Source organism: Acidovorax sp. FG60 (assembly GCF_057808995.1).
Genome location: NZ_JBMDJC010000023.1, coordinates 24,732 through 49,119, shown reverse-complemented (window position 1 = coordinate 49,119; position 24,388 = coordinate 24,732). Strand labels below are relative to the sequence as shown.

The 24,388-nt window shown below is 66.4% G+C and carries 22 protein-coding genes; 16 read left to right on the top strand and 6 right to left on the bottom strand.

The window, feature by feature from the left end:
* Nucleotides 1-70: 70 nt before the first annotated feature.
* From ACODS0_RS23975 to ACODS0_RS23940, 8 genes are all read left to right on the top strand, one after another.
* Complete coding sequence (locus ACODS0_RS23975; protein ID WP_121419575.1) at nucleotides 71-838, top strand: coniferyl-alcohol dehydrogenase; 768 nt, start codon at nucleotides 71-73, stop codon at nucleotides 836-838.
* 15 nt (nucleotides 839-853) lie between these two features.
* Nucleotides 854-1,777, top strand: coding sequence for an alpha/beta hydrolase (locus ACODS0_RS23970; protein WP_488837614.1), 924 nt, complete (start codon nucleotides 854-856; stop codon nucleotides 1,775-1,777).
* Nucleotides 1,778-1,932: 155 nt separating this feature from the next.
* Nucleotides 1,933-2,853 carry a SphA family protein gene (locus tag ACODS0_RS23965; protein WP_488837612.1) on the top strand — a complete coding sequence of 307 codons (921 nt, stop codon included), beginning with the start codon at nucleotides 1,933-1,935 and terminating at the stop codon, nucleotides 2,851-2,853.
* A 30-nt stretch (nucleotides 2,854-2,883) separates the two neighbouring features.
* A complete protein-coding gene (locus tag ACODS0_RS23960; protein ID WP_488837610.1) occupies nucleotides 2,884-4,227 on the top strand; it encodes an ABC transporter substrate-binding protein in 1,344 nt (447 codons plus the stop codon).
* 5 nt (nucleotides 4,228-4,232) lie between these two features.
* The gene (locus ACODS0_RS23955) at nucleotides 4,233-5,009 is read left to right on the top strand and encodes an ABC transporter ATP-binding protein (protein ID WP_488837609.1); all 777 of its coding nucleotides are present in this window, start codon (nucleotides 4,233-4,235) and stop codon (nucleotides 5,007-5,009) included.
* Nucleotides 5,006-5,809, top strand: a complete 804-nt coding sequence (locus ACODS0_RS23950; RefSeq protein WP_488837607.1) for an ABC transporter ATP-binding protein — start codon at nucleotides 5,006-5,008, stop codon at nucleotides 5,807-5,809. Before ACODS0_RS23955 ends, ACODS0_RS23950 begins: the two co-directional genes overlap by 4 nt.
* On the top strand, nucleotides 5,806-6,705 hold the full coding sequence (locus ACODS0_RS23945; RefSeq protein ID WP_488837605.1) for a branched-chain amino acid ABC transporter permease: 900 nt from the start codon (nucleotides 5,806-5,808) through the stop codon (nucleotides 6,703-6,705). Before ACODS0_RS23950 ends, ACODS0_RS23945 begins: the two co-directional genes overlap by 4 nt.
* Nucleotides 6,702-7,757, top strand: a complete 1,056-nt coding sequence (locus ACODS0_RS23940; RefSeq protein ID WP_488837603.1) for a branched-chain amino acid ABC transporter permease — start codon at nucleotides 6,702-6,704, stop codon at nucleotides 7,755-7,757. Before ACODS0_RS23945 ends, ACODS0_RS23940 begins: the two co-directional genes overlap by 4 nt.
* A gap of 98 nt (nucleotides 7,758-7,855) precedes the next feature.
* On the opposite strand, the gene ACODS0_RS23935 is transcribed toward ACODS0_RS23940, so the two are convergent.
* On the bottom strand, nucleotides 7,856-8,737 hold the full coding sequence (locus ACODS0_RS23935; protein WP_488837601.1) for a LysR family transcriptional regulator: 882 nt from the start codon (nucleotides 8,735-8,737) through the stop codon (nucleotides 7,856-7,858).
* 121 nt (nucleotides 8,738-8,858) lie between these two features.
* Here ACODS0_RS23935 and ACODS0_RS23930 point away from each other — a divergent pair, with 121 nt between their 5' ends.
* The 5 genes from ACODS0_RS23930 (at nucleotide 8,859) to ACODS0_RS23910 (ending at nucleotide 13,101) form a co-directional block, all read left to right on the top strand.
* Complete coding sequence (locus tag ACODS0_RS23930; protein ID WP_487262399.1) at nucleotides 8,859-9,554, top strand: class I SAM-dependent methyltransferase; 696 nt, start codon at nucleotides 8,859-8,861, stop codon at nucleotides 9,552-9,554.
* A 120-nt stretch (nucleotides 9,555-9,674) separates the two neighbouring features.
* Nucleotides 9,675-10,124, top strand: a complete 450-nt coding sequence (locus ACODS0_RS23925) for a hypothetical protein (RefSeq protein WP_488837599.1) — start codon at nucleotides 9,675-9,677, stop codon at nucleotides 10,122-10,124.
* A 44-nt stretch (nucleotides 10,125-10,168) separates the two neighbouring features.
* Complete coding sequence (locus ACODS0_RS23920) at nucleotides 10,169-10,585, top strand: DUF2141 domain-containing protein (RefSeq protein WP_488837597.1); 417 nt, start codon at nucleotides 10,169-10,171, stop codon at nucleotides 10,583-10,585.
* Nucleotides 10,586-10,610: 25 nt separating this feature from the next.
* Nucleotides 10,611-12,131, top strand: coding sequence for a carotenoid oxygenase family protein (locus ACODS0_RS23915; protein WP_488837658.1), 1,521 nt, complete (start codon nucleotides 10,611-10,613; stop codon nucleotides 12,129-12,131).
* 94 nt (nucleotides 12,132-12,225) lie between these two features.
* On the top strand, nucleotides 12,226-13,101 hold the full coding sequence (locus ACODS0_RS23910) for an alpha/beta fold hydrolase (protein ID WP_488837595.1): 876 nt from the start codon (nucleotides 12,226-12,228) through the stop codon (nucleotides 13,099-13,101).
* A 131-nt stretch (nucleotides 13,102-13,232) separates the two neighbouring features.
* On the opposite strand, the gene ACODS0_RS23905 is transcribed toward ACODS0_RS23910, so the two are convergent.
* Nucleotides 13,233-13,622, bottom strand: coding sequence for a nuclear transport factor 2 family protein (locus ACODS0_RS23905; protein WP_488837593.1), 390 nt, complete (start codon nucleotides 13,620-13,622; stop codon nucleotides 13,233-13,235).
* 143 nt (nucleotides 13,623-13,765) lie between these two features.
* Between ACODS0_RS23905 and ACODS0_RS23900 the strand changes: the two genes are divergently transcribed.
* Nucleotides 13,766-14,746 (top strand): helix-turn-helix transcriptional regulator, encoded by a 981-nt coding sequence (locus ACODS0_RS23900; RefSeq protein ID WP_488837591.1) that lies wholly within the window; start codon nucleotides 13,766-13,768, stop codon nucleotides 14,744-14,746.
* A 78-nt stretch (nucleotides 14,747-14,824) separates the two neighbouring features.
* Here ACODS0_RS23900 and ACODS0_RS23895 read toward each other — a convergent pair whose 3' ends face one another.
* Nucleotides 14,825-15,247, bottom strand: a complete 423-nt coding sequence (locus ACODS0_RS23895) for a DUF1810 domain-containing protein (protein ID WP_488837590.1) — start codon at nucleotides 15,245-15,247, stop codon at nucleotides 14,825-14,827.
* 139 nt (nucleotides 15,248-15,386) lie between these two features.
* Here ACODS0_RS23895 and ACODS0_RS23890 point away from each other — a divergent pair, with 139 nt between their 5' ends.
* Entirely contained in the window at nucleotides 15,387-16,268 is an 882-nt protein-coding gene (locus ACODS0_RS23890; protein WP_488837588.1) for an alpha/beta hydrolase, read from the top strand.
* Between the two features lie 47 nt (nucleotides 16,269-16,315).
* On the opposite strand, the gene ACODS0_RS23885 is transcribed toward ACODS0_RS23890, so the two are convergent.
* Both ACODS0_RS23885 and ACODS0_RS23880 read right to left on the bottom strand, forming a co-directional pair.
* Complete coding sequence (locus ACODS0_RS23885) at nucleotides 16,316-17,530, bottom strand: hypothetical protein (protein WP_488837586.1); 1,215 nt, start codon at nucleotides 17,528-17,530, stop codon at nucleotides 16,316-16,318.
* Nucleotides 17,431-18,009, bottom strand: coding sequence for a hypothetical protein (locus ACODS0_RS23880; RefSeq protein WP_488837584.1), 579 nt, complete (start codon nucleotides 18,007-18,009; stop codon nucleotides 17,431-17,433). Before ACODS0_RS23880 ends, ACODS0_RS23885 begins: the two co-directional genes overlap by 100 nt.
* 524 nt (nucleotides 18,010-18,533) lie before the next feature.
* On the opposite strand from ACODS0_RS23880, the gene ACODS0_RS23875 reads away from it, so the two are divergent.
* Nucleotides 18,534-21,626 carry a TrlF family AAA-like ATPase gene (locus ACODS0_RS23875; protein ID WP_488837582.1) on the top strand — a complete coding sequence of 1,031 codons (3,093 nt, stop codon included), beginning with the start codon at nucleotides 18,534-18,536 and terminating at the stop codon, nucleotides 21,624-21,626.
* Between the two features lie 165 nt (nucleotides 21,627-21,791).
* Here the strand turns inward: ACODS0_RS23875 and ACODS0_RS23870 are convergent, their stop codons facing one another.
* Complete coding sequence (locus tag ACODS0_RS23870) at nucleotides 21,792-24,284, bottom strand: Lon protease family protein (protein ID WP_488837580.1); 2,493 nt, start codon at nucleotides 24,282-24,284, stop codon at nucleotides 21,792-21,794.
* Nucleotides 24,285-24,388 lie beyond the last annotated feature (104 nt).

Genomic DNA, 24,388 nt, shown 5'->3' with positions numbered 1-24,388 from the left:
CGCAAGCCCTCGGTGCGGTTGGGCCGCTCCGAGGGCTTGTGCCCCCCACAAAAATCAGGAGACAACTTTCATGACCCTACACAACAAAACCATCGTCGTCACCGGCTGCTGCTCCGGCATCGGCGCAGACTTTGCCAAGCTTGCCCGCCAGCAGGGCGCCCGCGTGATCGGTGTGGACCGCAATGCGCCCACGCTCACGCTCGACGGCTTTGTGCAGGTGGACCTGGGCGACCCGGCCGCCATCAACGATGCTGTGGCGCAACTGCCTGCCAAGGTGGATGCGCTGGCCAACATTGCGGGCGTGCCCGGCACATCGCCCGCCGAGCTGGTCGGCCGCGTCAACTACCTGGGCCTGCGGCACTTCACACACCGCGTGCTGGAACGCATGGGCGAGGGCGGCTCCATCGTCAATATCTCTTCCATCCTGGGGGCCGAGTGGCCCCAGCGCCTGGAGCTGCACCGCGCACTGGGCGCCACCACCAGCTTTGATGAGGGCGCGAAGTGGCTGGCCGCTCACCCCGTGGCGCAAGACACCTGCTACCAGTACTTCAAGGAAGCGCTGATCGTGTGGACCTACACCCAGTCGCAAAAGATCTTCCTGGAGCGCGGCGTGCGCATGAACTGCGTGGCCCCCGGCCCGGTGTTCACGCCCATCCTGGGCGACTTTGTGCAGATGCTGGGCCAGGAGCGGGTGGAGAAAGACGCCCACCGCATGAAGCGCCCGGCTTTCAGTGACGAAGTGGCGCCGGTGATCGCCTTCCTGTGCAGCGACGCGGCACGCTGGGTGAGCGGCATCAACCTGCCGGTGGATGGCGGGCTCGCCTCCACCTACCTCTGAGCGAAGGGGCCACACATGTCCGCACAACAGCTTGAGGCCATCTTGCAGATGGCCGCGCAAAACCCGCCGCCACCACAAGCCACCCCCGCGCAGCTGCGTGCGTGGTTTGACGCCAGCAACTCGCGAATGCCCCTGGCCCAGGGGCTTCCCATCCAGACGCTGCGCATCCCCAACGGGGCGGGCGGCACCATGGCGGCGGAGCTGCTGAGCACGCCGCAGGCGGACCCCCGCAGGCTGGTCATCTACTACCACGCGGGTGGCTTTGTGTTCGGCTCGCTCACATCACACCGGGCGCTGTGCTCGTACCTGGCGCAGTTCAGCGGCGCACAGGTGCTGAACGTGGACTACCGCCTGGCACCAGAGCACCCGGCCCCCGCAGCACACGACGATGCGCTGGCGGCCTACCAGTGGGCGCTGGCCAACGGCTATGCCGCTTCGGCCATCGCGCTGATGGGTGACTCGGCGGGCGGTAACCTGGCCTTGTCCACGGCGGTGCGTGCCCGCAACCAGGGCCTGCCCCTGCCTGCGGCCATCGTGGCCTTGTCGCCCGCGCTGGACCTGGCGTCCGAAGGTGCGTCCCACCACACGGTGGACGACCCGTTCATCACGCGCGAGCTCATGGGCTTTTTCAACGCCATGTACGTGCCCGGTGGCGCTGTGCGTTCACCCACAGTCACGCCGTTCTACAGCGCCGATCTGCAAGGGTTGCCCCCTGTGCAACTGCAAGTGGGCGGCTGGGAACGCCTGCGCGACGACGCCGTGACCATGGCCGCCCGCTTGAAGGCAGCGGGTGTGGAGGCGGACTGCACCGTGTGGGACGGCATGGTGCATTGCTGGCAGCTGTTTGCGCCCGCGCTGGATGAAGCGCTGGCCTCGCTGGAGCAGGCGGGCCGGTTCATTGCCGCGCACCAGCGCACGGCGATGGCAGCTGCTGCATAGCGCAGCGGCGTCCTCCAACCCCAACCACCCCAAGGGCCGACGCATCGGCCGCGCCCCACCGGCACAGGCCGGGGCGCGAGCCTGCGCGCCACCCAGCCATGCCCTGCGCGGAGCCACAGAAAACCGATCGACATAACAACGAGGAGACAAACGACATGAAAACACTGCAGAGACTGAAAGCATCGCCCCCCAAAACAAGCCGCCTGGCGCTGCTGGCCCTGGCCAGCACGCTGTGCACAGCGGCCTTCGCCACCGAGGGCGGGGGCTCCACCTACCCGCTAGGCACTGAGAACTTCGTGGCAGGCGCTGCGCCGCCGCCCGGGCTGTATGTGCTGGAGTACGTCAACTACTACACCACCAGCCGCGTGAACGATGGCCAGGGCAACGCCGTGCCCATCCCCGGATTCAAGGTGCGGGCCGCCGCCGCTGCCACGCGCCTGATCTGGATCACCCCCCAGCAGGCGCTGGGCGGCCATGTGGCGGCCCACGCCATCTTCCCGCTGGTGGATCTGTCGGTGCGCGCCGGGGGCGCGAGCGATTCACGCACCGGCCTGGGCGATGTGACGGTGGGGGGCTCGGTGGCATGGCACCACTCGCCGCAGCTGCACAGCGTGTTGGGGCTCGATGCCGTGCTGCCCACCGGGGCGTACGACCGCACGCGCCAGGCCAACATTGGCCGCAACTACCTGTCGCTGCAGCCCCTGGGCGTGTTGACCTGGATGGACCCCAGCGGCTTCAACGGCGACGTGAAGGCCACCCTCAACTTCAACCGCACCAACAGCGACACCAACTACCGCTCGGGCCGCGAGCTGATCGTGGACTACGCCGCAGGCTGGGGCCTGGGCAATGGCTGGGTGGTGGGGGTGGGCGGCTACGTGTACCGGCAGTGGAGCGACGACAAGGTGGGCGGTGTGGCGCTGGCGGGCTCGCGTGGCCGCAGCCAGTCCATTGGCCCGTCGGTGCGCTACGCCAACGGCAAGGGCTGGCTCATCACCGCCAAGGTCGAGAAGGAGTTCGGCGTGCGCAACCGCGCCCAGGGCTCGCAGTTCTGGCTCAAGACCACCATCCCTTTCTGAAATTTCAACGAATCGCTGGAGACATATTCCATGACAACCAACATCCCTGAATCCACTGAGGCCGCCGCAGACATTGCGCAGGCCGCATCCCGCACCATCTCGCGCCGTGGGCTGATCGCTGCTGCAGGCGCTGGCAGCCTCGCGCTGGGTGCAAGCCCGCTGTGGGCCCAGGCCGCAGGCGCCGCGCCCGTGCTCAAGGTCGGCTTCATCAGCCCCCGCACCGGCCCGCTGGGCGCGCTGGGCGAAACCGACACCTTCATCCTGGCCCAGGTGCGCAAGACGCTGGCGGCGGGCCTGACCATTGGCGGCGTGAAGTACGCGGTGGAGATTCTGGACCGCGACACCCAGTCCGACCCGGCCCGTGCCAGCCAGCTGGCCAAGGCGTTGATCAACAGCGACAAGATCGACCTCATGCTGACCACCACCACACCCGAAACGGTGAACCCGGTGTCGGATGCGTGCGAGGCGGCGGGCGTGCCCTGCCTGTCTACGGTGATGCCGTGGGAGGCCTGGTACTTTGGCCGGGGCGCCAAGCCCGGCGCGCCATCGCCCTTCAAGTGGACGTACCACTTCTCGTTTGGCGGCGGCAGCTTCACCACGTCGTACACGTCGCAGTTCGCGGCGTTGCCCACCAACAAGAAGATTGGCGTGCTGTACCCCAACGATGCCGATGGCAACGCGATTCGCGCCACGTTGGCGCCTGAGCTGGCCAAGGCGGGCTTCACCGTGGTGGACGCCGGGCCGTATGAGAACGGCACCACCGACTACTCAGCACAGATCGCCAAGTTCAAGGCCGAGCGCTGCGAGATCTTCAACACCTTCCCCATTCCGCCAGACTTCGCCACCTTCTGGCGGCAGGCGGCGCAGCAGGGCTACACGCGCATGGTGAAGATTGCGCAGATCGCGAAGACGGGCCTGGTGCCCTCGCAGGTGGAGGCCCTGGGCCCGCTGGCGCTGAACCTAGGCGCTGGATGCTTCTGGCACAAGAGTTTTCCCTACGCGTCAGCGCTCACAGGCCTCACGGGCGTGCAGCTGGCCGATGCGTACGAGGCCAGCACCGGCAAGCAGTGGACACAGATGCTGGGCTCCACCATGTCGCTGTTCGATGCAGGCACCGAGGCGCTGAAAGCCAGCACCAACCCGCGCGACAAGGCGGCGCTGGCCAAGGCCATCAGCACGCTCAAGGCCACCACCATGCAAGGCCCGGTGGACTTTGCCAAGGGGCCTGTGCCCAACGTGTCGGTGACACCGGTGGTGGGCGCGCAGTGGGTCAAGCCCGCAGCGGGCAGCAAGTTCAAGCTCGACCTCCTCATCACCGAGAACGCCACCGACCGCAACATCCCCGTGGCGGCGGCGCTCAAGTCCTACAGCTGATCTCCATGCGACATCCACAACCCCTTGGGAGCCCGCCAGCGGGCGGGCCACAGCAGCAGCCGTTACTACTGCAGGCGCAGGGCATCGACATGCGATTTGGTGCGCTCAAAGTGCTGGATCAGCTCGATTTTTCAGTGGGCAGTGACGAGGCCGTGGGCATCGTCGGGCCCAACGGTGCGGGCAAGACCACGCTGCTGAACGTGTTGGCCGGGGCGTTTGCGCCAAGCCAGGGCACCGTCTGGTTCCAGGGGGTGGATGTGAGCGCCCGCAGTGCGGCAGACCGCTGCCGTGCAGGCATTGCGCGCACCCACCAGGTGCCTCGACCGTTCCTGGGCATGACGGTGTTTGAAAACGTGCTCACCGGCGCCACGCACGGCGCAGGCCTGCACGCCCGCGATGCGGGCGACCGCGCCATGGAGTGCCTGCGCCTGTGTGGCATGGAGGCGCTGGCCAACCGCCGTGCAGAGACGCTGGGCCTGCTGGGCCGCAAGCGGCTGGAGCTGGTGCGGGCGCTGGCCACCGGCCCCCAGGTGCTGCTGCTCGACGAGATCGGCGGCGGGCTGACCGATGCCGAGGCCAGTGAACTGGTGGACCTGGTGCGCACCCTTCGCAGCCAGCGCATCGCCATCGTCTGGATCGAACACATGGTGCATGTGCTGCTGCAAGTGGCAACGCGCCTGGTGTGCATGGACGGCGGACGGATCATTGCCAGCGGTGACCCGCAGGCCGTGCTGAGCGATGCGACCGTGGTCGAGGCCTATCTGGGCGGGGTGGTCGCATGAGCGCGTTGTTGAGCATTGAGGGCCTGAACGCCCACCACGGGCAGCTGCCTGCCGTGCGCAATGTGTCGCTGCAGGTGCACCAGGGCGACGTCCTGGCCCTGGTGGGGGCCAACGGCGCGGGCAAGACCACGCTGCTGCGCACGCTGGCCGGCGCCCACCGCGCCAGCAGCGGCACGGTGCGGTGGGAGGGCGTGGACATCACCCGCCTGCCCGCTCACCAGCGGGTGGCCGAAGGCCTGGCCCTGGTGCCCGAGGGGCGGCGCCTGTTTGCGGGTATGACGGTGCGCGAAAACCTGCTGGTGGCCCGCGCGGCGGGCCGGCGCGGGCAGTGGAGTTTTGACACCGTGCTGGACGCCTTCCCGCAGCTGGCCCCCAAGCTGAATGCCAAAGCGGGCGAGCTGTCGGGCGGGCAACAACAGGCCGTGGCCATTGGCCGCGCGCTCATGACCAACCCGCGCGTGCTGCTGCTCGACGAGGTCTCGCTGGGCCTGTCGCCCCTGGCCGTGCAGGGCGTGTACGACGCGCTGCGTGGCGTGGTGGGGCAGGGCACTACGCTGGTATTGGTAGAGCAGGATTTGCAGCGCGTGCAGGCCGTGGCCAGCCGCATTGTCTGCATGCTCGAAGGCAGCGTGGTGGCCGATGCGCCCGCCAACCAGCTCACCCGCGCGCAGATCACCGCGTTTTACTTTGGCGCGCAGCGGCCTGAAGCTGCGCCCGGCAGCCACGCCACTGGCAATGCCGATGGCGAAGCTGCCAACAACGCGATCCACTTCCACCTCGCCCACAAGGAGGCCGCATGAACCTTCTCAACCAGATCATCCAGGGCGTTTTGCTCGGTGGTTATTACGCCTTGCTGGCCTGCGGGCTGTCGTTCATGTTCGGGGTGATGCGCATCATCAACCTGGCCCACGGTAGCCTGACCGTGGTGGCCGCCTACCTGTTGTGGCTGCTGGCCGAGCCGCTGGGCTGGCACCCGCTGCTGGCCCTGCTGGCCGTGGTGCCTGCCATGGCACTGCTGGGCTGGCTGCTGCACAAGCTGGTGCTGGAGCGCAGCGCGCGCCTGGGCGCGCTGGTGCCGCTGCTGGCCACGTTCGGCCTGGCCAGCGTGATCGACAACGTGCTGTTCCAGCACTTTGGCGCCGACACGCGGTCGCTGGCCACGTCCATCGGCACGCTGGCGTACGACAGCTGGGAGCTGCCCGGCGGCCTGTATGTGGGGCAGCTGCCTACCATGGTGCTGGTGCTGGCCATCGTGCTGCTGGGCGGCCTGCACGCGATGCTGGCGCACACGGCGCTGGGGCGGCAGATCCGCGCCGCGTCGGAAGATGCCGACACCGCGCGCCTGTTGGGCGTGCGCACCGGCACGGTGTTCGCGGCGGCCTCGGCCATCACCATGGTCACCGTCACGCTGGCGGGCGCATCCCTGGCGCTGCGTGCCACGTTCGATCCGTTCTCGGGCCCGCAGCAGCTGATCTTCGCGTTTGAGGCCGTGATCATTGGCGGCGCCGGGTCGCTGTGGGGCACCTTGCTGGGCGGCGTGGTGCTGGGCGTGGCGCAGAACCTGGGGGCGCAGGTGCATCCCCAGGGGTTTCTGATCGCCGGGCACGCCACCTTTTTGGTCATCCTGCTGGCCCGGCTCTACGCGAGCGGCGCACTGCGCAGGTTCTTTTCCACCCGCCGCAGGGCTGCGCCATGACTGTTCCAACGATCACTATTGTTCCCAACGCACCCACCGGCCAACCCACGTGGGCCATCGAGCGCTGGACGCGCTCGTCCATCGCCTTCGCCAGCGCCACCGTGCTGCCGCTGGCCGTGCTCTGCCTGGGGCCGCTGTGGCTGCAGGCGGGCACGGTAGACCGGCTCACCACGCTGTTCATCTACGTGATCCTGGCCGTGATGTGGAACGCCCTGGCGGGCTACGCCGGGCTGGTGTCGATTGGCCACCAGGCGTTCTTTGGCCTGGGCGCCTACGCCATGGTGCGGCTGGCCGACGCGGGCCTGGGCCCATACCCCGCACTGCTGGTGGGGGCCGTGCTGGTGGCGCTGGCAGCGGTGCCGCTGGCGGCCTTCATGCTGCGGCTGCAGGGCGGCGAATTCGCCATCGGCATGTGGGTAGTGGCCGCGCTGGCGCACCTGTGCGTCAACCTCGACAGCCTGGTGCAGGGCGAGACGGGCACCTCGATGATTGCGCTGCAGCAGTACGCGGCCGACGACCGGCGTGCCTACACCTACTGGGCGGCTCTCGCTGCGATGGCGGGGCTGTGCTGGGCGGTCTTCCTGCTTTTGCGCAGCAAGGTGGGCACGGCCGCGCAGGCGATTCGTGACAACGAGGTGGCAGCCATCTCGCTCGGCGTGCGCGTGGTCGCCATCAAGCGGCTGGTGTTCGTGCTGTCGGCGTTTGGCTGCGCCCTGGCCGGCGGCCTGTGGCTCGCCACGTCCATCAGCTTTCAGCCCAAGACCTATTTCAGCGTGCAGTGGACGGCCTACATGATCTTCATGGTGTTGGTGGGGGGGATAGGCACCATGGAAGGCCCCATCCTCGGCGCGCTGCTTTTCTTTGCGGTAGAGACCGTGTGGGGCGGGCAGGGCGTGCTCTACCTCATCGGCCTGGGCGCCATTGCCATGCTGTTTGCGCTGTTTTTGCCCAAGGGCATATGGGGGGCGGTACAGCAGCGCTGGGATGTGCACCTGCTGTCGGCGGGGTACCGGGTGCGTCTAGGCACGTCGCACACGGTGGATGGAGGTTAGGGCCTCTTCGCACTGGCGAAAAATAGTGTGAACAGAGGCCCTAGTCCACGGCAGGGCCGGGCGCGCGAAGGGCCGCGCAGAGGCGCAACGGCGCGCCCTCAGTCCTCGCCCTGCAAACCCTCGGCGAGCGCCTCAAACACCACCCGGATCCGCCGCGAGGTGCGCAGCTCGCGATGGGACACCAGCCAGATGGGAAAGCGCACTGGCGGCAGGTCGTCCAGCACCCGGACCATGCCCGGCGTCTTGCGCGCGATCTCGGTCATCATGGCGCCGATGCCCATGCCCTGGCACACCAGCGCCCAGTGGGCCACGGTGTGGTCGGAGTAGCAGCTGAAGTTGTCCTCGCTCAGGTTTAGCCCGTGCTGGCGCAGGTACGCCAGGTATTGGCCATTGCGGTCTGAGCCCACAAAGGGCAAGCGTGCGGCCTCCTGTGCGTTGCGTGGATGGCCGTGGGCCCGGACCCAGTCCTCTGAGGCGTAGAAGTAGGCCTGTGCCTCACGGATCAGGCGAGCGATCAGGTCGGGCTGCTCCGGCTTGACGTGGCGGATTGCAATGTCGGCCTCGCGGCGCAGCAGGTCGCTCAGCGCGTTGGACGAGATCACCTCGACGGCAATGCCTGGCTCCCGCGCGCGCAGGCGCTGCACGATGGGCGGCAGCAGGTAGGCGGCCACGGCGTCGGTGGCCGACACCGACACCACGCCCCCTACCGCTTGCGACCGCCCGCTAGCCGCCAAGCCCAGCGCCTCGGCGGCAGCGCCCATGGCGCGGGCGTGTTCCAACAGGTCCAGCCCCGTGGGCGTGAGCACCATGGCCTTGCCCACGCGCTCGAACAGCGTCACCCCCATCTGCTGCTCAATGGCGGCCACTTGCCGGCTCAGGGTGGGCTGGGTCAGGCCCAGCTTGCGCGCGGCGGCAGACAGTGAGCCGGTCTGGGCCGTTTGCAGAAAGGCTTTTAGCTGATTCCAGTCGAGGTTATCCATGCGTAAACGTATATGTTCACTGCAATTTACCGCAGTTTCCTGCGCTTCAATGCATGGATAGCATCCGGGTGTTGCTCCTTCCTGCATTCCACCGCGTCAGCACTTCCCCCGAACCGTATCCATGTCTTTGCCCGCCATTGCTCCCGCCTCCAGCGCTTCTCCCTCTGCGGTCCGTTCGGCTGCGGCGTCCCAAGCGCGGTTTTGGGACCGCATCGCGCCCAAGTACGCAGCCGACCCCATTGCCGACCTGGCGGGGTATGAGGCCACACTGCAGCGCGTGCAGGGCCTGCTGTCCACCCAGCATGACGTGCTGGAGATTGGCTGCGGCACGGGCAGCACGGCGCTGCGCCTGGCGCCTTTCACCCGCAGCTTGCTGGCCACCGATGTCTCGCCCCAGATGATTGCCATTGCCCACCAGCGGCTGGCCGCGCAGCCCTCGCCACAGCTGAGTTTTGCCGTGGCCGACGCCGAGGCCGCGGCCTTTGGGCAGGCGGCGTACGACGCGGTGCTGGCCTTCAACGTGCTGCACCTGACGAGCGACCTCGACGGTGCGCTCAAGCAGGTGGTGCAGGTGCTGCGGCCGGGTGGGTTGCTAATCTCCAAGACGGCTTGCCTTGCCGAGATGAACCCGCTGATTCCCTACCTGGCCGTGCCGCTGATGCGCGCCATTGGCAAGGCCCCGCCCGTGCTGTGTTTTGGCGAACAGCGGCTGCAGTCGGCCATGGTGCAGCAGGGCCTGCAGATCGTCTGCGCCGAGCGGCATGGCACGCGGGGCAAGGACATCCGCGCCTTTGTCGTGGCCCGCAAACCGGGCTGATTTTTCCTCCTCCTTTCACCGCAACGCATGCGGCCCTTTTGGGGACGCAGGGAGTTGTTTTGCCTGCTGGTTCTTGCCGAGCCGTTTTGTTCATTCCCCATTGATCCCAAGGAGCCTGTCATGTCTGTTTCTTCCCATTCATCGCACCGCACCCGCTTTGTTCGCTGGTCTGCGGGGGCGCTGACCCTGGCGCTCTTCGCCGGTTGCGCTTCCACCCTCGACCAGTCGGGCCTGGAGCAGCGTACGGCGCAAGCCATCGGGCGGACTGCCGACCAGTTCACCATCACCGATCGCCAGGAGGAAACCGGTGGCCGGGTCAACTACACCGTCAACACCCGCGACGGCGCCACCTACCGGTGTTACGTGTACGGCGCCACAGGCTTTCAGAAGGCCATGAGCTTTGGGCAAACACCCCATTCCGACGCCATCTGCACAGCCATGGTGGGCAGCAAGAGCGGTAGCAGCAGCCCTGCAGCCGCAGCGCCAGCAGCATCCCCGGCGCCTGCCGCCCGTGGCCGCAATGCCAGCCCCGAGTGCAACGCCTTGCTGAAAGCGGCCGGGCGGTGCTGATGTTTGCGCTCCCACCTTCCACGCAGCCCCGTACGCAGAACGCCATGAGGGGGATCCACACCACCTTGTTGATGGCTGCGGCCTGGCTGCCCCTGGCGGCCAGCGCGGCGGACCTGCGGGTTGCCGTGACCGACGGCCCCGCTGCGCCAGCCACGCTCTACCTGGCCGTGTTTGACTCGGCCGATGCATTTGCCAGCAACCAGGCCGTGGTCTCGCAAAAGATCGAACTGCGCGACGGTGCCGCGCAACTGGTGTTCAGTGGCTTGCCCGCCGGGCGCTACGTGGTCAAGTCGTTTGCCGACGAAAACGGCAACGCCAAGCTGGACACCAACCTGCTGGGCCTGCCCACAGAGCGGTATGGCTTCTCCAACGACGCCCGGGGCCGCATGGGCCCGCCCGGTTTCGACGCGGCAGCCGTGCCGCTGGATGCCGACCACAGCATCACCATCCGCCTGCGCTGAACCCCCTGGAGGCGTCCTCATGTCCATCCATCGCCGTGATCTGGTGCTGCGGCTCATGGCCGCTGGCGGCGGCCCCTTGCTTGCGTCCATGGCATCCCAGGTGCCCCGCACGGCGCATGCGCAAGCGTCGTCCCCCAGCTGGCACGCCCAGTTCGAAGCGTCCCACGCGCCGTGGAAGCCGGCGTTTGCCACTGCGGCGGCAGACATTCCTCTGACAGCAGCCAGGGTGCGCGGGCGCTTCCCGGATGCCGTGGCGGGCACGTTGTACCGCGTGGGCCCGGCGGGCCACGACCTGGGCGGAGAGCGTTACCAGCACTGGTTTGACGGCGACGGGATGGCCCACCGTTTTGTGATCGGCGGCAACACGGTGCACCACCAGGGCCGCTATGTGGCCACCGCCAAGCGGCTGGCTGAAGTCCAGGCGGGCCGCAGGCTGACCGAAGGCTTTGGCACCGTGTTCCCGGGCCGCGAGCCACCCAGCTCGCCCGACAGCATGAACACCGCCAACATCAGCATGCTGCCTGTGGGCGACGATGTGCTGGCGCTGTGGGAGGGCGGATCGGCCACGCGCCTGGACTCCCGCACGCTGGAGACCCGGGGCCTCAAGACCTGGCGCGCAGACCTGGCAGGCGTGCCCTTCTCGGCCCACCCTCGGGTGGAGCCCGACGGCACGATCTGGAACTTTGGCGTGGACGCCCACCACGGCCTGTTGCTGCTGTACGAAATCACGCCTGCAGGGGCGCTGCGCCGCGCCGATGCGTTCCCGCTCAGCCACATGCCCATGGTGCATGACTTTGCGGTCACGGCCGGGCACCTCGTCTTTCTGCTGCCTCCGCTGGTGTACGACGCGCAGCGCCGCGTGGCCGGGGCGAGCGTGCTGGACGCGCACCAATGGCGCCCCGAGCTGGGCATGCGTGTGCTGGTGGTCAACAAGCAGGACTGGAAGCGGCAGCAGATGTTCCACCTGCCTGCGGGCTTCCTGTTCCACCTGGGCAACGCCTGGGAGGAGCAAACCGCCAGCGGCACGGTGATTCATCTCGATTACGCGCGCGCCGCCGACGCATCCGGCGTCCTCACCGACACGCGCGAGGTGATGCGCGCCCGGCTGGCGGGCTCGGCAGGCCCGGTGCTGACGGTGGCCCGCTTGGACTTGCGCACCGGCAAGGCCACGCAGGCCAGCCTGGGTGTGGAGGCGGAGTTTCCGCGCATCGACCCCCGGCGGGTCGGGCAGCGGCACCGCCAGGTCGTCCATGCCACCGGCACCCAGGGCGGCCTGCCGCTGTGGGGCGCCATTGCCTCCACCAACGTAGAGAGCGGCGTGTCGCAGCGCTACCGCTACGGCCCCCACACCATCGTGGAAGAACATGTCTGGGTGCCCGACGCGCGCGGCCCCGGCTGGGTGGTGGGCACCGCGCTGGACTACGCCCGCAAGCAAACCCTGCTGTCGTGTTTTGCCGCCGACGCGCTGGCCGACGGCCCCGTGGCGCAGGCCACGCTGCCGTATGCGCTGCCGCTGGGGCTGCACGGCGTGTTTGTGGCGGCCTGATGCGCCCCCGTGGCGTGCCCCCAGCAGGTTTTTAAAGGCCCTGGCTTGCACCGGCAGGTGGGTCGACTTCACTCAACAAAATGGTCACGGCGAAATGAAAAGATGGCGGTGGGCGGGCTTGTGGTTGTCCGTGTGTCTGGCGGGCTGTGCCACCGTGCCGGGCGTGGTCACCGACATGGCGGGCGGCCGCACGGTGGAACATGCCCTGGCCGGGCAGGGCGCACCGGTGGTGGTGTTCGAGAACGGGCTGGGGGCAAGCCTCGATTGGTGGGCCAAGGTCTGGCCAGACGCCGTGCAGGAGACCACCGCGCTGGCCTACAACCGCGCAGGCTACGGCCACAGCGAGGCATCGCCAGGCCCCCGCGACGGCGCCCATGTGGTGGAGGAACTGCGGGCGCTGCTCAAGTCCCGCAAGCTGCCGCCACCCTACGTGCTGGTGGGCCATTCGCTGGGCGGCTTGTACATGCAGCTCTTTGCGCGCCAATACCCCGGCGAGGTGGCCGCGCTGGTGCTGGTGGACTCCACCCACCCCGACCAGATGCGAGGGGCTGGCAACCCAGACCTGTGGCCGACATGGCTGAAAGTGGCGTTCCGCCTGAGCACCTCTGACGTAGTCAAGCAGGAGTTGGCAGCGCTGGATGCCACGGGGCAACTCGTTGCCAGCCTGCCGGTGGACCCCGCTGTGCCCGTGTTTGTGCTCAGCGCGCTGCGCACCCCGGGGGCTTCACCTGCGCTGGCCGACGATGTGCACCGAAAACGCGCCGACATCGCGCACCTCTATCCTGGCTCCACCCAGGTGTGGGTGGACAGCGGGCACGGCATCCCCCTGGAGAAGCCCGAGGCGGTGGTGCAGGCGATTCGCGATGCGGTGCAGGCCGCCCGCGCGCCCCGCGCTACTGCGCCGGGATGCGCGCCTGCGGCAGGAGGGTTGCCGGGTGCGTGCACACAGGGCGTGCAATTTGGTGGGTAATTGATTGCTATAAATTAGATAGCTAACAATGAATACAGACGGGCGGTAAGCCCCTTTTTGACTCAAAAAACCCGCGTTGCCTGCCCCAAGCCGGTGGTTAGGGCGCACAGGCAAGGGCAGGCCGTGGGCCGTCACTGGCCCCAGAACGCGTCTTCCTGCGCCGGATTGCTGGAGAACAGGCGGACTTCAACGATCTTTCCATCGGCGATACGCAGCAGGTCCACGCCAGCCTGCTGGAGCGTGAGGCCGTCGCGCTCGCCCGCAAACTCAATGCTCACGGCCACCCACTCACCGTTGGCCATGTAGTGGTCGGCCCGGGTGATCGCAAACGTCCCTTTCGACACGGCCATCATCTGGCCGAGCATCTGGCCCACGGCGGCCATGCCACGGTGCGTGCCTGAGAACTGGTTGTGGCCCGGCTGGTGCCAAACCACGTCGGGCGAGATGACGCGGCCGAGGGTGGCCTGGTCGCCGGTTTGTGCGGCTTGGATGTAGGTCTTGGCGATTTCAATGGCGTGCATGGGGATTCCTTGGTGAATTTAGGGCAACGCCCAGTGGGCGCTGTGAGGTCATTGTTGGACAATCAAAGCCCCAGCAGGCTGTGAAAACCGGGCGATTTACTGTCACTTCAGGACAAACCTCTGCACCCCGCCGTTGCTGACCCATGACCGCACGCCACCACAAACCCGCCGCAGCCCGCCACCCCGACATCCAGCACCTGAGCTACCAGCCCGAGGGGCTGTACCCGCTCGACCTGGAGATATTCCGGGTATCGGACCTGCGGCAAAGGGTGGGCGGCGAGGCGCTGGCGTCCACCTACCGCTACGCCTTTCCGACCCTGATCTTTGTGACGCAGGGAACCTGCCTCCACATGGTGGACTTCGAGCATGTGCGCTGCGGCCCGGGGTCGGTGCTGGTCCTGCGGCCCGGCAAAACCCACAGTTTTGGAGACACCCAGGACTGGGACGGGTGGATGGTGCTGTTCCGCCCCGAATTTCTGTGGGCAGCGGCCCCCGCCGCGCAGGCGCAGGCCCCGGTCGACGGGCTGGACGGCCTGCCCACCGCGTGGGCGCTGGGCAGCGACAGCGCGCCGGTGATTGCCCACGCCATTGCGCAGATGCACCAAGACACGCAGACCCACGCCGCATCGCTGCATGCCCATGCCCTGTTGCGCTATCAGCTCTATGCCTTGCTGACGCGGCTGCGCATGGCGCACGAGCAGCAGTCAGCGCAGCGCGTACCGCAGGGGCGCGCGCTGCAGAGATTCAAGGCGTTTGAATTGCTGGTGGAGAAGCACTTTGCCACCTGGCACCAACTGCCCCGGTACGCACAGCAGCTGGGCTGCTCCGAGAAAAGCCTGGTGCGCGCGTCGCTGGAAGCAGCCGGGGTCACGCCCAAGGCCTTCATTTCCGCCCGCATCGTTCTGGAGGCCAAGCGCTTGCTGGCCCACACCACCTGGCCGGTGGCGCGCGTTGCCGAAAACCTGGGCTACAGCGACCTGGCGAACTTCGCCAAGTTCTTCAAGCGCGAGGCCGGGTGCACCCCGACCGAATTTCGCTGCAGGCAGACGGCCCATCAGCAGGGGATGGCGGGGCGCCTGCAGGCAACGGCTTCGCACCCGATTCCCCCACGGCCCACAGCCTGAACGGCCCGGCCGCCGCGCCGGGGCATGCCCTGCCCGAGACACACGGTGCCCGCAGCTGCGCAGCCAGCAAGCAGCAAGCTACCCAAGCAGTTGGATCGTGCGCGGGTCTTTTTCCCCGCCGAAATACTTTTGCAGCACCGCCTCGAACACGCTGCCCGGCGCAGAAGCTTCGCCAAACAGCGTCATGCTGGAGCGCAGCTTGAGGTCGTCTGGCGAGCCCAACACATCCAGCGCAGAAGACGTCTCCAGGTCCAGCAGGATCTGGCAGCACTCACGCAAACGGCCTGCGAGCACCGGGTGCGCCAGGTAAGCCTGCGCCTCGGCCATCGACTGGATGGCATAGCGCTGGGCCATGTCGCTGTGCCCCAGACCATTGATCTGCGGAAACACAAACCACATCCAATGCGTGCGCTTTTTGCCCGCCCGCAGCTCGGCGATCACGCGGGGCCAGACGGGCTCCTGGGCTTGGAGGAAACGGTCGAGAACTGGGGGGAGCGGCATGCTGGATTGGGTGGTGGGCTGGTTGCAGTGGATGGTGACTGCGAACCCGTGGCAGGGCAAGAATTGAATGGTGATGGCAGTGCAGGGGAGGGGGCGCGTGCGCGTGACACGCAGTCAGACCCCATGCCAGAATGAACCGATGAGCACCACCACCACCTCCTTCCAATCCAACGCAGACGGCACCCAGGTCACCACCTACACCTGGGCCCAAACCCCGGGCCAACCAGTGGGCGTTGTTCAAATCTCTCACGGCCTTGCCGAGCATGGCGAGCGCTACGACCGCTTTGCGCGGGCCCTGAACGCCGCAGGCTTCATCGTCCACGCCGTGGACCATCGCGGACACGGGCGCACCGCCGGTGGCAAGCTGGGCGACTTTGGCAGCGCTGGTTTCGGCGGCCTCATTGCCGACGTGGCCCAGTTCGGCGCACTGCTGCGCGAGCAGCACGCCGGCCTGCCGCTCTTCCTGTTCGGCCACTCCATGGGCTCGTTCGCGGCGCAGGCGGCCATCCTGGACCATTCATCCACCTGGTCCGGCGTCATCCTGTCGGGCTCCACCGCCCTCGATCTGTTCGCCGCCGCCATGGCCAATGCCCCTGCCGACGCGCCCGCCGGGCTCGCGGCCTTCAACGCGGGTTTTGAGCACCGCACCGGCTACGAATGGCTGTCGCGCGATGCTGCGGAGGTGGACGCCTACGTGGCTGACCCGTGGTGCGGCTGGGACATGCCGGAGGATGTGATTCCTTCGCTCTTCGCCCCAGCGCCCCGGCTGGCCGATCCCGCGCTGCTCGCGCGCATTCGCAGCGACTTGCCCATCCTCATCGCATCCGGCGACGCAGACCCGCTGGCCACAGGCGGGGCTTTGCTTCAGCAACTGGGGCAGCGGTATCGGGATGCCGGTGTGGCCGATGTGACGGTCAAGCTGTACCCAGCGGCGCGGCATGAGATCTTGAATGAGACGAATCGGGATGAGGTGACGGGGGATATCGTGGCGTGGCTGCGGGCGCGTTCCCGCATTGCGTAGTCACGGCTCCCGTAGCAGCAGTCTGTTGAAGCGGCTCCCACGCCAGTTCATGCGAACAGCTCTGCCACCCTCTCCAGGAATGCCTGCATGTTCAGCTCGGCATCCAGCGTTTCGCGGGTGATAACGTCGGCGTTCCCGTGGCGCACGCCGTACTCAATGCGCAGCTGCATTTGGCCGTCGTCGTCCAGTCCGTTTTCGTAGCCCATGCGGAACATGCGTGATATGTCGCCGCGGCGAGCCAGTGCCAAGAATCGATGCTCGTCAAGGCCCGTGATGGGTGGAAAGCAAAGGCACACCACTTTGATCGCGCCCTCACCAGCCCTGCCGGGCAGAGTGGCCACATGGCATCCGAGGCCGTCCGGGGGGATGCGCGCGGAGCCTGGCAATGTGGAGGCCTTGTCTTGCCACACGCGAGTGAGCTCGGATGCACCATCCGGACCGGCGAACCTGGCCCAAAAGCCGCCTGGGTCTTTGCGCAGGTCCTGGTGCAAGGCTTCGGTCACTTCATAGTGGTGACAGCGCCGCCCACGCGGGTCGGGGGTGTGGGACTGCAGCGATGCAGGAATAGGGCGCAGTGCAGCCCGCCAGGCAGCCATGTCGTTCCAGTGGGCCAGTGGCGGCGTGTGGGCTAGCGTGGCGCGCACGGCCGCCAGGGCCTCGCGCTCCTGAGGGGCGCGCCAGTAGCTGCTGTGCTGCCAGTGGTCCTCCAACTCGCGGGCGATGGCGGCTGCCAGTGGGTTGCCATTGAGGTGGGCGATGACGAGGCGCTGCGCATGCGGGAAGACCTCTTCACGCAGGCTGCGCGAGCCGTCCGAGCCGTCAGGGCGGTCCGACCAGGTGTAGGCGTTGCGGTAGGGAGTACGCACTCTGTCGGCGCTGGCGTCGTTGAGCAGTTGGTCCAGCCCATGCAGGTCAGTGCACAGACCCGCCAGGGGCAAAACCCGACCACATACCAGCGCAAGGACCGCTGGCAATTGCGATAGACGTTCGAGTGTCCACCGGTGCAGGGAGCCCGGGCCGGGCTCGAAGAACGCCATGCCCAGCTCGAAGGCGGTGTCCTGGTGAGGCTCGGGGCCCAGGGCTTGTGCCAGCACAGCGGTGCAAGCGTCATGCCACACACGCAGGGTCAGGTTCAGCACTTCATAGCGCATCAGATTGACGGTCAGCGCCTGGCGCACAGCACCGATCCGTCGGGCGAGGACGATGGGCGCGCCGGGCTGTTCGGGTGGTGCAGCTTCCAGCTCAAAACCGCTGCCAGCCATAGCGCGCGCCAGGGCAGGGGCCAAAACTTCTCGCACCTCGCTCTCGCCGCGCAGCGCGTCTGGCGGGAGCGCCCCCCAGGGCAGCTTTTCGGCGGGCGCCACAGGCGTGGCGGCTTGCGCGAACTCGGTCGGAACCACCCGGCCGTCGGCAGAAAACCTACGCCCAGCGTCGCGTCATACGCCACCAATCCCAGTGCACCGGCAATCTCCACAGCCGTCCGGTATGCGTTCATCTCGTCCACGTTCGGGAGGTCAAACTGCCATGCCGCGCGACGGCAGGCGTTGGCCTGCTGCAAGGGCGTGGTGCGGCCCGCGTCCTTGAAGCGATCCTCGAACCGCAGCGCGAACTCGACAAAGCGCAAGTTCTTGCCATCGGCACGCGCGTGCAGCAACTCGCGCATGGCCTCCAGCGCCGCAAAGTTTTCGGGCAGCGGCAGGGCATGGCGATCGGGGTCGAAGAGGTGAAGGCTAGAGGTCATGGCTGAGCGAAGACAAAGGGTTGGCTCGCGCAGCTTAGCCGGGATCAGGGCCGGGCAGCTTCGCCGCACGAGAGGGACTGCACGCTCGCGTCGCGTGGCAGCATGCCGGCCTCCCGCCCTTCCTGTTCGTGCACTCCCTGGGCTAGTTCGCAGCGCAGGCGGCGATTCTGGACCAAGCATCCACCTGGTCCGGCGTCATCCTGTCGGGCTCTACCGCCCTCGACCTGTTGGCCGCCGGCGTGGCCAACACCCCGCCGATGCGCCCGCCGGGCTCGCGGCCGTCAATGTGGGCTTTGAACACCGCACCGGCTACGAATGGCTGTCGCGCGACGCTGCCGGGGTAGACGCCTACATGGCAGACCCCTGGTGCGGCTGGGACGTGCCGCAAGACGTGATCCCATCTCTGTTTACGCCAGCGCCTCGGCTGAGATGCTAATAATCTATTCTGCTGAGCAGCAATAAACGAAGCGCTAGCCGCGAGAAGTAACTCGGCCTGCATCGGCCTACAACCCAGGGGGACTCTAATGACGAATGATCCAGCCGGCTCGACTTGGAAAAAGTGGGACTTGCACGTCCACACGCCTTCGTCACTGGTCCACAACTATCCCGGCGCCAGCCAGGACGAAGCCTGGGAAGCCTTCCTTCAAGACCTTGAGGCCCTGCCACTCGAGTTCAAAGCCATCGGCATCAATGACTACATCTTTATCGATGGCTACGAGCGAGCGCGCAAGGCGAAGCTTGAGCAAGGCCGGCTCAAGAACATCGACCTTCTGCTGCCCGTCATCGAGTTGCGTCTCGATAAGTTCGCCGGAGTGGTCAAGAAGGAGAAGGACGGAACCTATTCGCAGTCCGGCTGGAACCGCATCAACCTGCACATCATCTTCGACGCGATGGACCCGGCGGTCATCCAGCAGCAGTTCCTCAACGCGCTAACCCCAAGCTACCAACTGATTCCGGACTCCAACGACTTGAAGGGCAAGTGGAATGCCGTAATCACACGGGAAAGCTTGGCCGAGCTCGGGAAGATGATCGTCGACTCGGCGCCGGCCGAGAAAAAGGGGGATTACGCGCCCCACCTGCGGGAAGGCTTCAACAATCTCTGCGTGAGCCTTGAGAAAGTCGTCGATGCCCTCGACAAGCCCTATTTCGCAGGTAAGTTCCTAATTGCAGTCGGTAAGACCGAGTGGGCCAACCTAAAGTGGGATGACCAATCGATTGCCGAGAAGCGCAACATCATCAACCAAGCCGACTTGGTGTTCACTGCCGCGGCCAACCCTGCGGAATACCACGCAGCGCGCAAGAAACTCTCGGAGTCCAACGTTAAGGCCACCTTGCTCGACTGCTCCGATGCCCACGCGCCGAGAGCCTCGCAGGACAAAGACCGAGTTGGCAACTGCTTCACCTGGATCAAGGCCGACGCGACCTTCGACGGTCTCGTCCAGGCCATCACCGAATTCGAGGACCGAGTGTTTGTGGGCGACACGCCGCCCAAGCGGCTATTAGTCGAGGCCAATCGCACCAAATATGCCTCCAAAATCCGCATCAGCCGCAAGGTTGGCACTACGCTCGCCGACACTTGGTTCAACGTGGACATGCCGCTGAGCCACGACTTGGTCGCAATCATTGGCAATAAAGGCAGCGGTAAGAGCGCGATGGCCGATATCGCTGCCCTGGCCGGTGACACCAAAAACTTCAAGAGCTTCTCGTTTCTCAAGGACACGCGCTTTCGCAATCCGAGGAACAAGCTTGCACAGCACTTCGTCGGCGCGCTGGGCTGGCATGACGGCTCGGAATCCGAGCGCCAGCTCGACGAAGATCCCTCAGAGACCAGCGTCGAGCGGGTGAAGTATCTGCCCCAGAGCTACCTCGAGACACTGTGCAACGAGCTCGGCGACGGTGGCTCGGCGACGTTCGACACCGAGCTGCGCAAGATCATCTACACGCACGTCCCGGAGGAGGCCCGCCTAGGCTACACCTCCATGGACGAGCTGCTCGACTTCAAGGTCGCTGAGATCGACAGCGCACGCGAGCAAGTCATCAGAGAAATCTCGAAGGCCAACGCCGAGATCTTGCAGACCGAGCGTCGGCTCACGCCAGAGTTCAAGCAGTCGCTGCAAGAGCAGCTCGATGCCAAGGTCGCTGAGTACAACGCCTTGGTGGCCTCGAAGCCCGAGCCGGTGGAAGACCCCACAGTGGCGGACGCTGCGCAGGAAGAGTCGAAGGCCGCCACCGAGAAGATTCAGGCGATCGAGGAGGAGCTCAAAAAGCTTCGCGAAGAGGAAAAGCTGCTACGCGACAAGAAAGTCGTCGAGGCCAAGCGCCAAGCCGTCCTGAGCCGGATCGCACAGGCTATCGCCAACCACAAAAAGGCCCACGATCTGTTCATCGCGGAGCTGACCCCCATGCTGGCCGAGGCTGGCTCCGATTTGAAAGCTGCCGATCTGCTCGAATTGAAGATCGACACCTCGAAGATCGACGCGATGGCCAAGGCGGCAAAAGAATCGATTGCCGGCGTGGACGCAGCGCTCGCCAATCAAGAACCCACCGGCGTCTCCAAACGGCGCGAGGCGGCCGAGACGTCGATGGCCGAAATCAAGAGCAAGCTCGGCGAGAAGCAGCGCTTGTTCATCATCTTCAAGGACCAGGTCACCAAGTGGGAACAGGCCAAGGAGGAGCTTGTCGGCAACAAGGACAAGCCGCAGTCGATTGAGTGGTTCAAGGCCGAGATTGAGTCGCTCGGCGCCCTGCCCGCCAACCTGGTGGAGCTACGGGAGCGCCGCACCGAACTTGCTAAGACCGTCCACGAGCAGATCGGTAAGACTGTCGATGAATACCGCCGCCTCTATGGCCCGGTGCAAGAGTTCGTCAAGTCCGCCGCGCAAATGGACATGCATCTGCCGTTGGACTTCGATGTGCGCATCGAGGAGTCAAACTTCCAGGAGCAATTCTTCCCCCGCATTAATCGGCAGTCCCGGGGCAGCTTCTCCGGCGTTGACGAGAGCAACCAGTTCATGCGCGGACTGCTTAAGGAGGTCAACTTCGGAGACGTGGACTCGACGCTGAAATTCCTCGAGACCATTGACGACATGCTGCACTTCGACCGGCGCGAGTCCGGCGCTGGCCGCGAGACACGGATCGTCGATCAGCTGCGCAAGGGCGGTGATCCCCAAGATATCCTCGACTACCTCTACGGCATGAGCTATCTGGCGCCGAGGTACTCGCTGACGTTTGACCAACAAGAGATCAGCCAGCTCTCGCCCGGCGAGCGCGGGCTGCTTTTGCTCGTCTTCTACCTGCTAGTGGACAAGGATGACATCCCGATCATCATCGATCAGCCCGAGGAGAATCTGGACAACCAGACCATCTTCAAAGTGCTGGTCAAGTGCATCAAAGCGGCCAAGCAGCGGCGCCAGGTCATCATGGTGACGCACAACCCGAATTTGGCAGTGGTCTGCGACGCCGAGCAAATCATCTGTGCAACCTGCGACAAGGCGACTAACACGTTCAACTACGTCTCGGGCGGCATCGAGTCGCCAGTGATCAAGGCCACCGTCGTCGAAATTCTTGAAGGCACGGAACCAGCCTTTAAGAATAGGAAGCGCAAATACGGTCTTTGATGGCGATGCGCGGGCGCTCTAAGGTGTTCGAATCGTCGTCGTAGGTCACGCTAAACGCCTGACTGACGTCGGTGTTCAGTCGCAGCCTAAACATGCGCTTCTGGCGGCCTCAGCTGCCAAGCAGCCAAAACCCTGAGCATTCAATCTCGCAGGCCACTGACCTGTCTACCGGCCCCGAACCCCTCGCCCCCTCCGCGCAGACCCCGCGATCTGACAAGCGCGTCGGTACGCGCGCAAAGTCAGTTCAGCGCGCTGCATCACGGTGTCTTCCACGGCCGCAGCACGGTGGGCCAGCTCGTCGGCTTGGGCCTGCAGCAGTTCGGCTGGGCTCATGCCCGACGCCTCGCCGGTCAGCAGCGCAATCCCCTCGCTCACATGTCCCATGGTGTAGACATGGAACAGCCCGCGCTCCACCGCGTCCAGCACGCTGCGGTCCAGCATCAGGTGGCGTTGGTTGCGGGCGGGGACCAGCACGCCGTGGGTGCCGTCCAGCCCCGCCGTTGCGCAGGCGCGGAACCAGCCTTCGATCTTTTCGTTGATGCCGCCCACGGGCAGCACCTCGCCGTGCTGGTTGAGCGCGCCGGTCACGGCGATGCCCTGGCGCAGGGGCAGGCCTGACAGGCTGGACAGCAGCGCATACAGCTCGGCGCACGAGGCCGAGTCGCCTTCCACGCCGCTGTATTCCTGCTCGAACACGATGGACGCGTTCAGCGCCAGTGGCGCCACGTGGCTGAACAGGGCGGTGAGGTAGCTGTGCAGGATGAGCACGCCCTTGTCGTGGATGGGGCCGGACATATCGACCTCGCGCTCGATGTTGAGCAGGCCCTCTTGCCCGGCAAAGGTGCGGGCGGTGATGCGAACGGGAAAGCCGAAGCGATAGTCGCCCAGGTCGATCTGCGTCATGGCGTTGATCTGGCCGGTGATGGAGCCTGCCAGCGAGATCAGGCGCTCGCCCTCGGTGATGGAGTCGTGCAGCTCTTCTTCGGGCTGGTTGTGGCGCTGGGTGCGGGCGGCCAGGGCGGCCTGCACATCGGCGGCCTGCACCAGGGTGCCGCCGTGTGCCTTGCACAGGGCGGCGCTTTCAATGGCCAGTGCTTCGGTGTGTGCAAAGCGCGCGCTCTGGCGGCGCTGGTCGTCGGCCTCGCGGTGGGTCTGCTCCAGCACCAGGGCCACGGCCTCGGGACCGAAGTGGGGCAGGCCGCGCTTTTTGCAGACTTGGGCCACCAGGATGGCGGTGGCGTGGTGGGTGGCGGGGGTGGCGGCAAAGTGGTCTGAAAAATCCACCTTCACGCGAAAGCGCCGCGCGGCGTCGGGGTCGGCGTCCTGCAAGGCGTAGTACTCGTCCACCGATCCGATCAGCACGATCTTCACGTCCACGTCCACCGGCTCGGGCTGCAGCGCCACGGCGCCGCCGGGGGCATGGCCGGGGCCGCCGCCTCCTTCTTCGATCTGCAGGCGGCCGCAGCGCAAAAAGCGGCGCAGGCGCTGCCACAGGCCTTCTTCGGCGGCCAGGTCGTGCAGGTGCAGCAGGATGAAGCCGCCGTGCGCCTTGAGCAGGCTGCCCGCGTGGATGCCGGTGTGGTCGGCCTGCACGGTGTCGGCGTCCGATCCATGCTCGATGCTGCCAAACAGCGTGCGCTGGGTGGGGTTGTCTTCCACCACCACGGGCGCGGCGGTGCGGCCGTGGTTGTCTACCACCAGGTTCACCTGGCAGCGGGCCAGCAGGTCGTCGAGCGCGTCCTTGCGGTCGTCTTCGGCATCGGCGCCCTGGTCGCTACCTCGTTCGGCGTCTAAGGGCTCGAACAGGTCGATGTCGCCCAGCACGGCCTTCTCCACCTGGTCGAGCCAGTGGGTGAGCTTGACGGTGTCCTTGATCTGCTTGCGCAGGCCCTGGCGGATGTCGTGCAGGGCGTGTTCCACCAGGGGCTTGATGGTCTGGCGGCGCAGGGCGGCCAGGGCGTCGTCGCGGGTGCGCTCCAGCGGGCGGACGGCTTCCAGAAAGCGGGCGATCTCGGTGCGCAGTTCGTGTTCGGCGGCGTCGATCTCTGCGCGGCGCTCGCGCGGCAGGGCGCGGGCTTCGGCTTCGGTCAGCGCCTGGCCTTTGGGGCCTGTGAGGGTGAACACCATTTGCCCGCCCTCGCGGGTCAGGCGGAACTGGCGCGCCTCGGCAAACGCGTCGAGCACGGCAAAGGCCTCGCCTTCTTGCGCCTGCCAGGTTTTTTCGATGCGCTCCGCCTCGGCCTTGAAGTCGGCGGCGGCCAGGCGTTTGGGGATGTCGGCCTGCAGGTTCTTGGCCATGTCGGCCATGCCTTGGCGTAGCTGGCGGCCCTGGCCCGCAGGCAGGCGCAGTGCGCGGGGCCGGTCGGGCGTGTCGAAGTTGTGCAGGTAGCACAGGTCGGGCGGCACGGCGCGTTCTGCCGCAGCAGTCTGCATGGCCTGGCGCAGCAGCGATGCGCGCCCGCTGCCCACTTCGCCCAGCACGAACAGGTGGTAGTCAGGCTGGTGCAGCCCCAGGCCAAACTGTGCGGCGGCCTGGGCGCGCTCCTGGCCGATCCAGGGCAGGGGCAGGTCTTGCAGCTCGGCCGTGCTGGCAAAGCCCAGCGTGGCGGGGTCAATCGTCAGCCGCAGCTGGTGGGGGGCGAGGGCAGAAGCGGGCATCAGTACAGGTGTTGGGGGAGGGGCAGGTCACCAAAGTTTGCCTGCCATCTCGGAATATGGGTCAAATTGGCTGCTAGCGCTTGATGGATAAGCGCAAGCAGCTA

Excerpts from the sequence above, each read along its gene's own strand:
- ACODS0_RS23885 (WP_488837586.1), bottom strand. The coding sequence starts at position 17,530 with ATGGCTGGCAGCGGTTTTGAGCTGGAAGCTGCACCACCCGAACAGCCC.
- ACODS0_RS23870 (WP_488837580.1), bottom strand. The coding sequence starts at position 24,284 with ATGCCCGCTTCTGCCCTCGCCCCCCACCAGCTGCGGCTGACGATTGAC.
- ACODS0_RS23890 (WP_488837588.1), top strand. The coding sequence starts at position 15,387 with ATGAGCACCACCACCACCTCCTTCCAATCCAACGCAGACGGCACCCAG.
- ACODS0_RS23970 (WP_488837614.1), top strand. The coding sequence starts at position 854 with ATGTCCGCACAACAGCTTGAGGCCATCTTGCAGATGGCCGCGCAAAAC.
- ACODS0_RS23930 (WP_487262399.1), top strand. The coding sequence starts at position 8,859 with ATGTCTTTGCCCGCCATTGCTCCCGCCTCCAGCGCTTCTCCCTCTGCG.
- ACODS0_RS23975 (WP_121419575.1), top strand. The coding sequence starts at position 71 with ATGACCCTACACAACAAAACCATCGTCGTCACCGGCTGCTGCTCCGGC.
- ACODS0_RS23875 (WP_488837582.1), top strand. The coding sequence starts at position 18,534 with ATGACGAATGATCCAGCCGGCTCGACTTGGAAAAAGTGGGACTTGCAC.
- ACODS0_RS23880 (WP_488837584.1), bottom strand. The coding sequence starts at position 18,009 with ATGACCTCTAGCCTTCACCTCTTCGACCCCGATCGCCATGCCCTGCCG.
- ACODS0_RS23955 (WP_488837609.1), top strand. The coding sequence starts at position 4,233 with ATGCGACATCCACAACCCCTTGGGAGCCCGCCAGCGGGCGGGCCACAG.
- ACODS0_RS23950 (WP_488837607.1), top strand. The coding sequence starts at position 5,006 with ATGAGCGCGTTGTTGAGCATTGAGGGCCTGAACGCCCACCACGGGCAG.
- ACODS0_RS23905 (WP_488837593.1), bottom strand. The coding sequence starts at position 13,622 with ATGCACGCCATTGAAATCGCCAAGACCTACATCCAAGCCGCACAAACC.
- ACODS0_RS23900 (WP_488837591.1), top strand. The coding sequence starts at position 13,766 with ATGACCGCACGCCACCACAAACCCGCCGCAGCCCGCCACCCCGACATC.
- ACODS0_RS23895 (WP_488837590.1), bottom strand. The coding sequence starts at position 15,247 with ATGCCGCTCCCCCCAGTTCTCGACCGTTTCCTCCAAGCCCAGGAGCCC.
- ACODS0_RS23960 (WP_488837610.1), top strand. The coding sequence starts at position 2,884 with ATGACAACCAACATCCCTGAATCCACTGAGGCCGCCGCAGACATTGCG.
- ACODS0_RS23910 (WP_488837595.1), top strand. The coding sequence starts at position 12,226 with ATGAAAAGATGGCGGTGGGCGGGCTTGTGGTTGTCCGTGTGTCTGGCG.
- ACODS0_RS23945 (WP_488837605.1), top strand. The coding sequence starts at position 5,806 with ATGAACCTTCTCAACCAGATCATCCAGGGCGTTTTGCTCGGTGGTTAT.
- ACODS0_RS23920 (WP_488837597.1), top strand. The coding sequence starts at position 10,169 with ATGAGGGGGATCCACACCACCTTGTTGATGGCTGCGGCCTGGCTGCCC.
- ACODS0_RS23925 (WP_488837599.1), top strand. The coding sequence starts at position 9,675 with ATGTCTGTTTCTTCCCATTCATCGCACCGCACCCGCTTTGTTCGCTGG.
- ACODS0_RS23965 (WP_488837612.1), top strand. The coding sequence starts at position 1,933 with ATGAAAACACTGCAGAGACTGAAAGCATCGCCCCCCAAAACAAGCCGC.
- ACODS0_RS23940 (WP_488837603.1), top strand. The coding sequence starts at position 6,702 with ATGACTGTTCCAACGATCACTATTGTTCCCAACGCACCCACCGGCCAA.
- ACODS0_RS23935 (WP_488837601.1), bottom strand. The coding sequence starts at position 8,737 with ATGGATAACCTCGACTGGAATCAGCTAAAAGCCTTTCTGCAAACGGCC.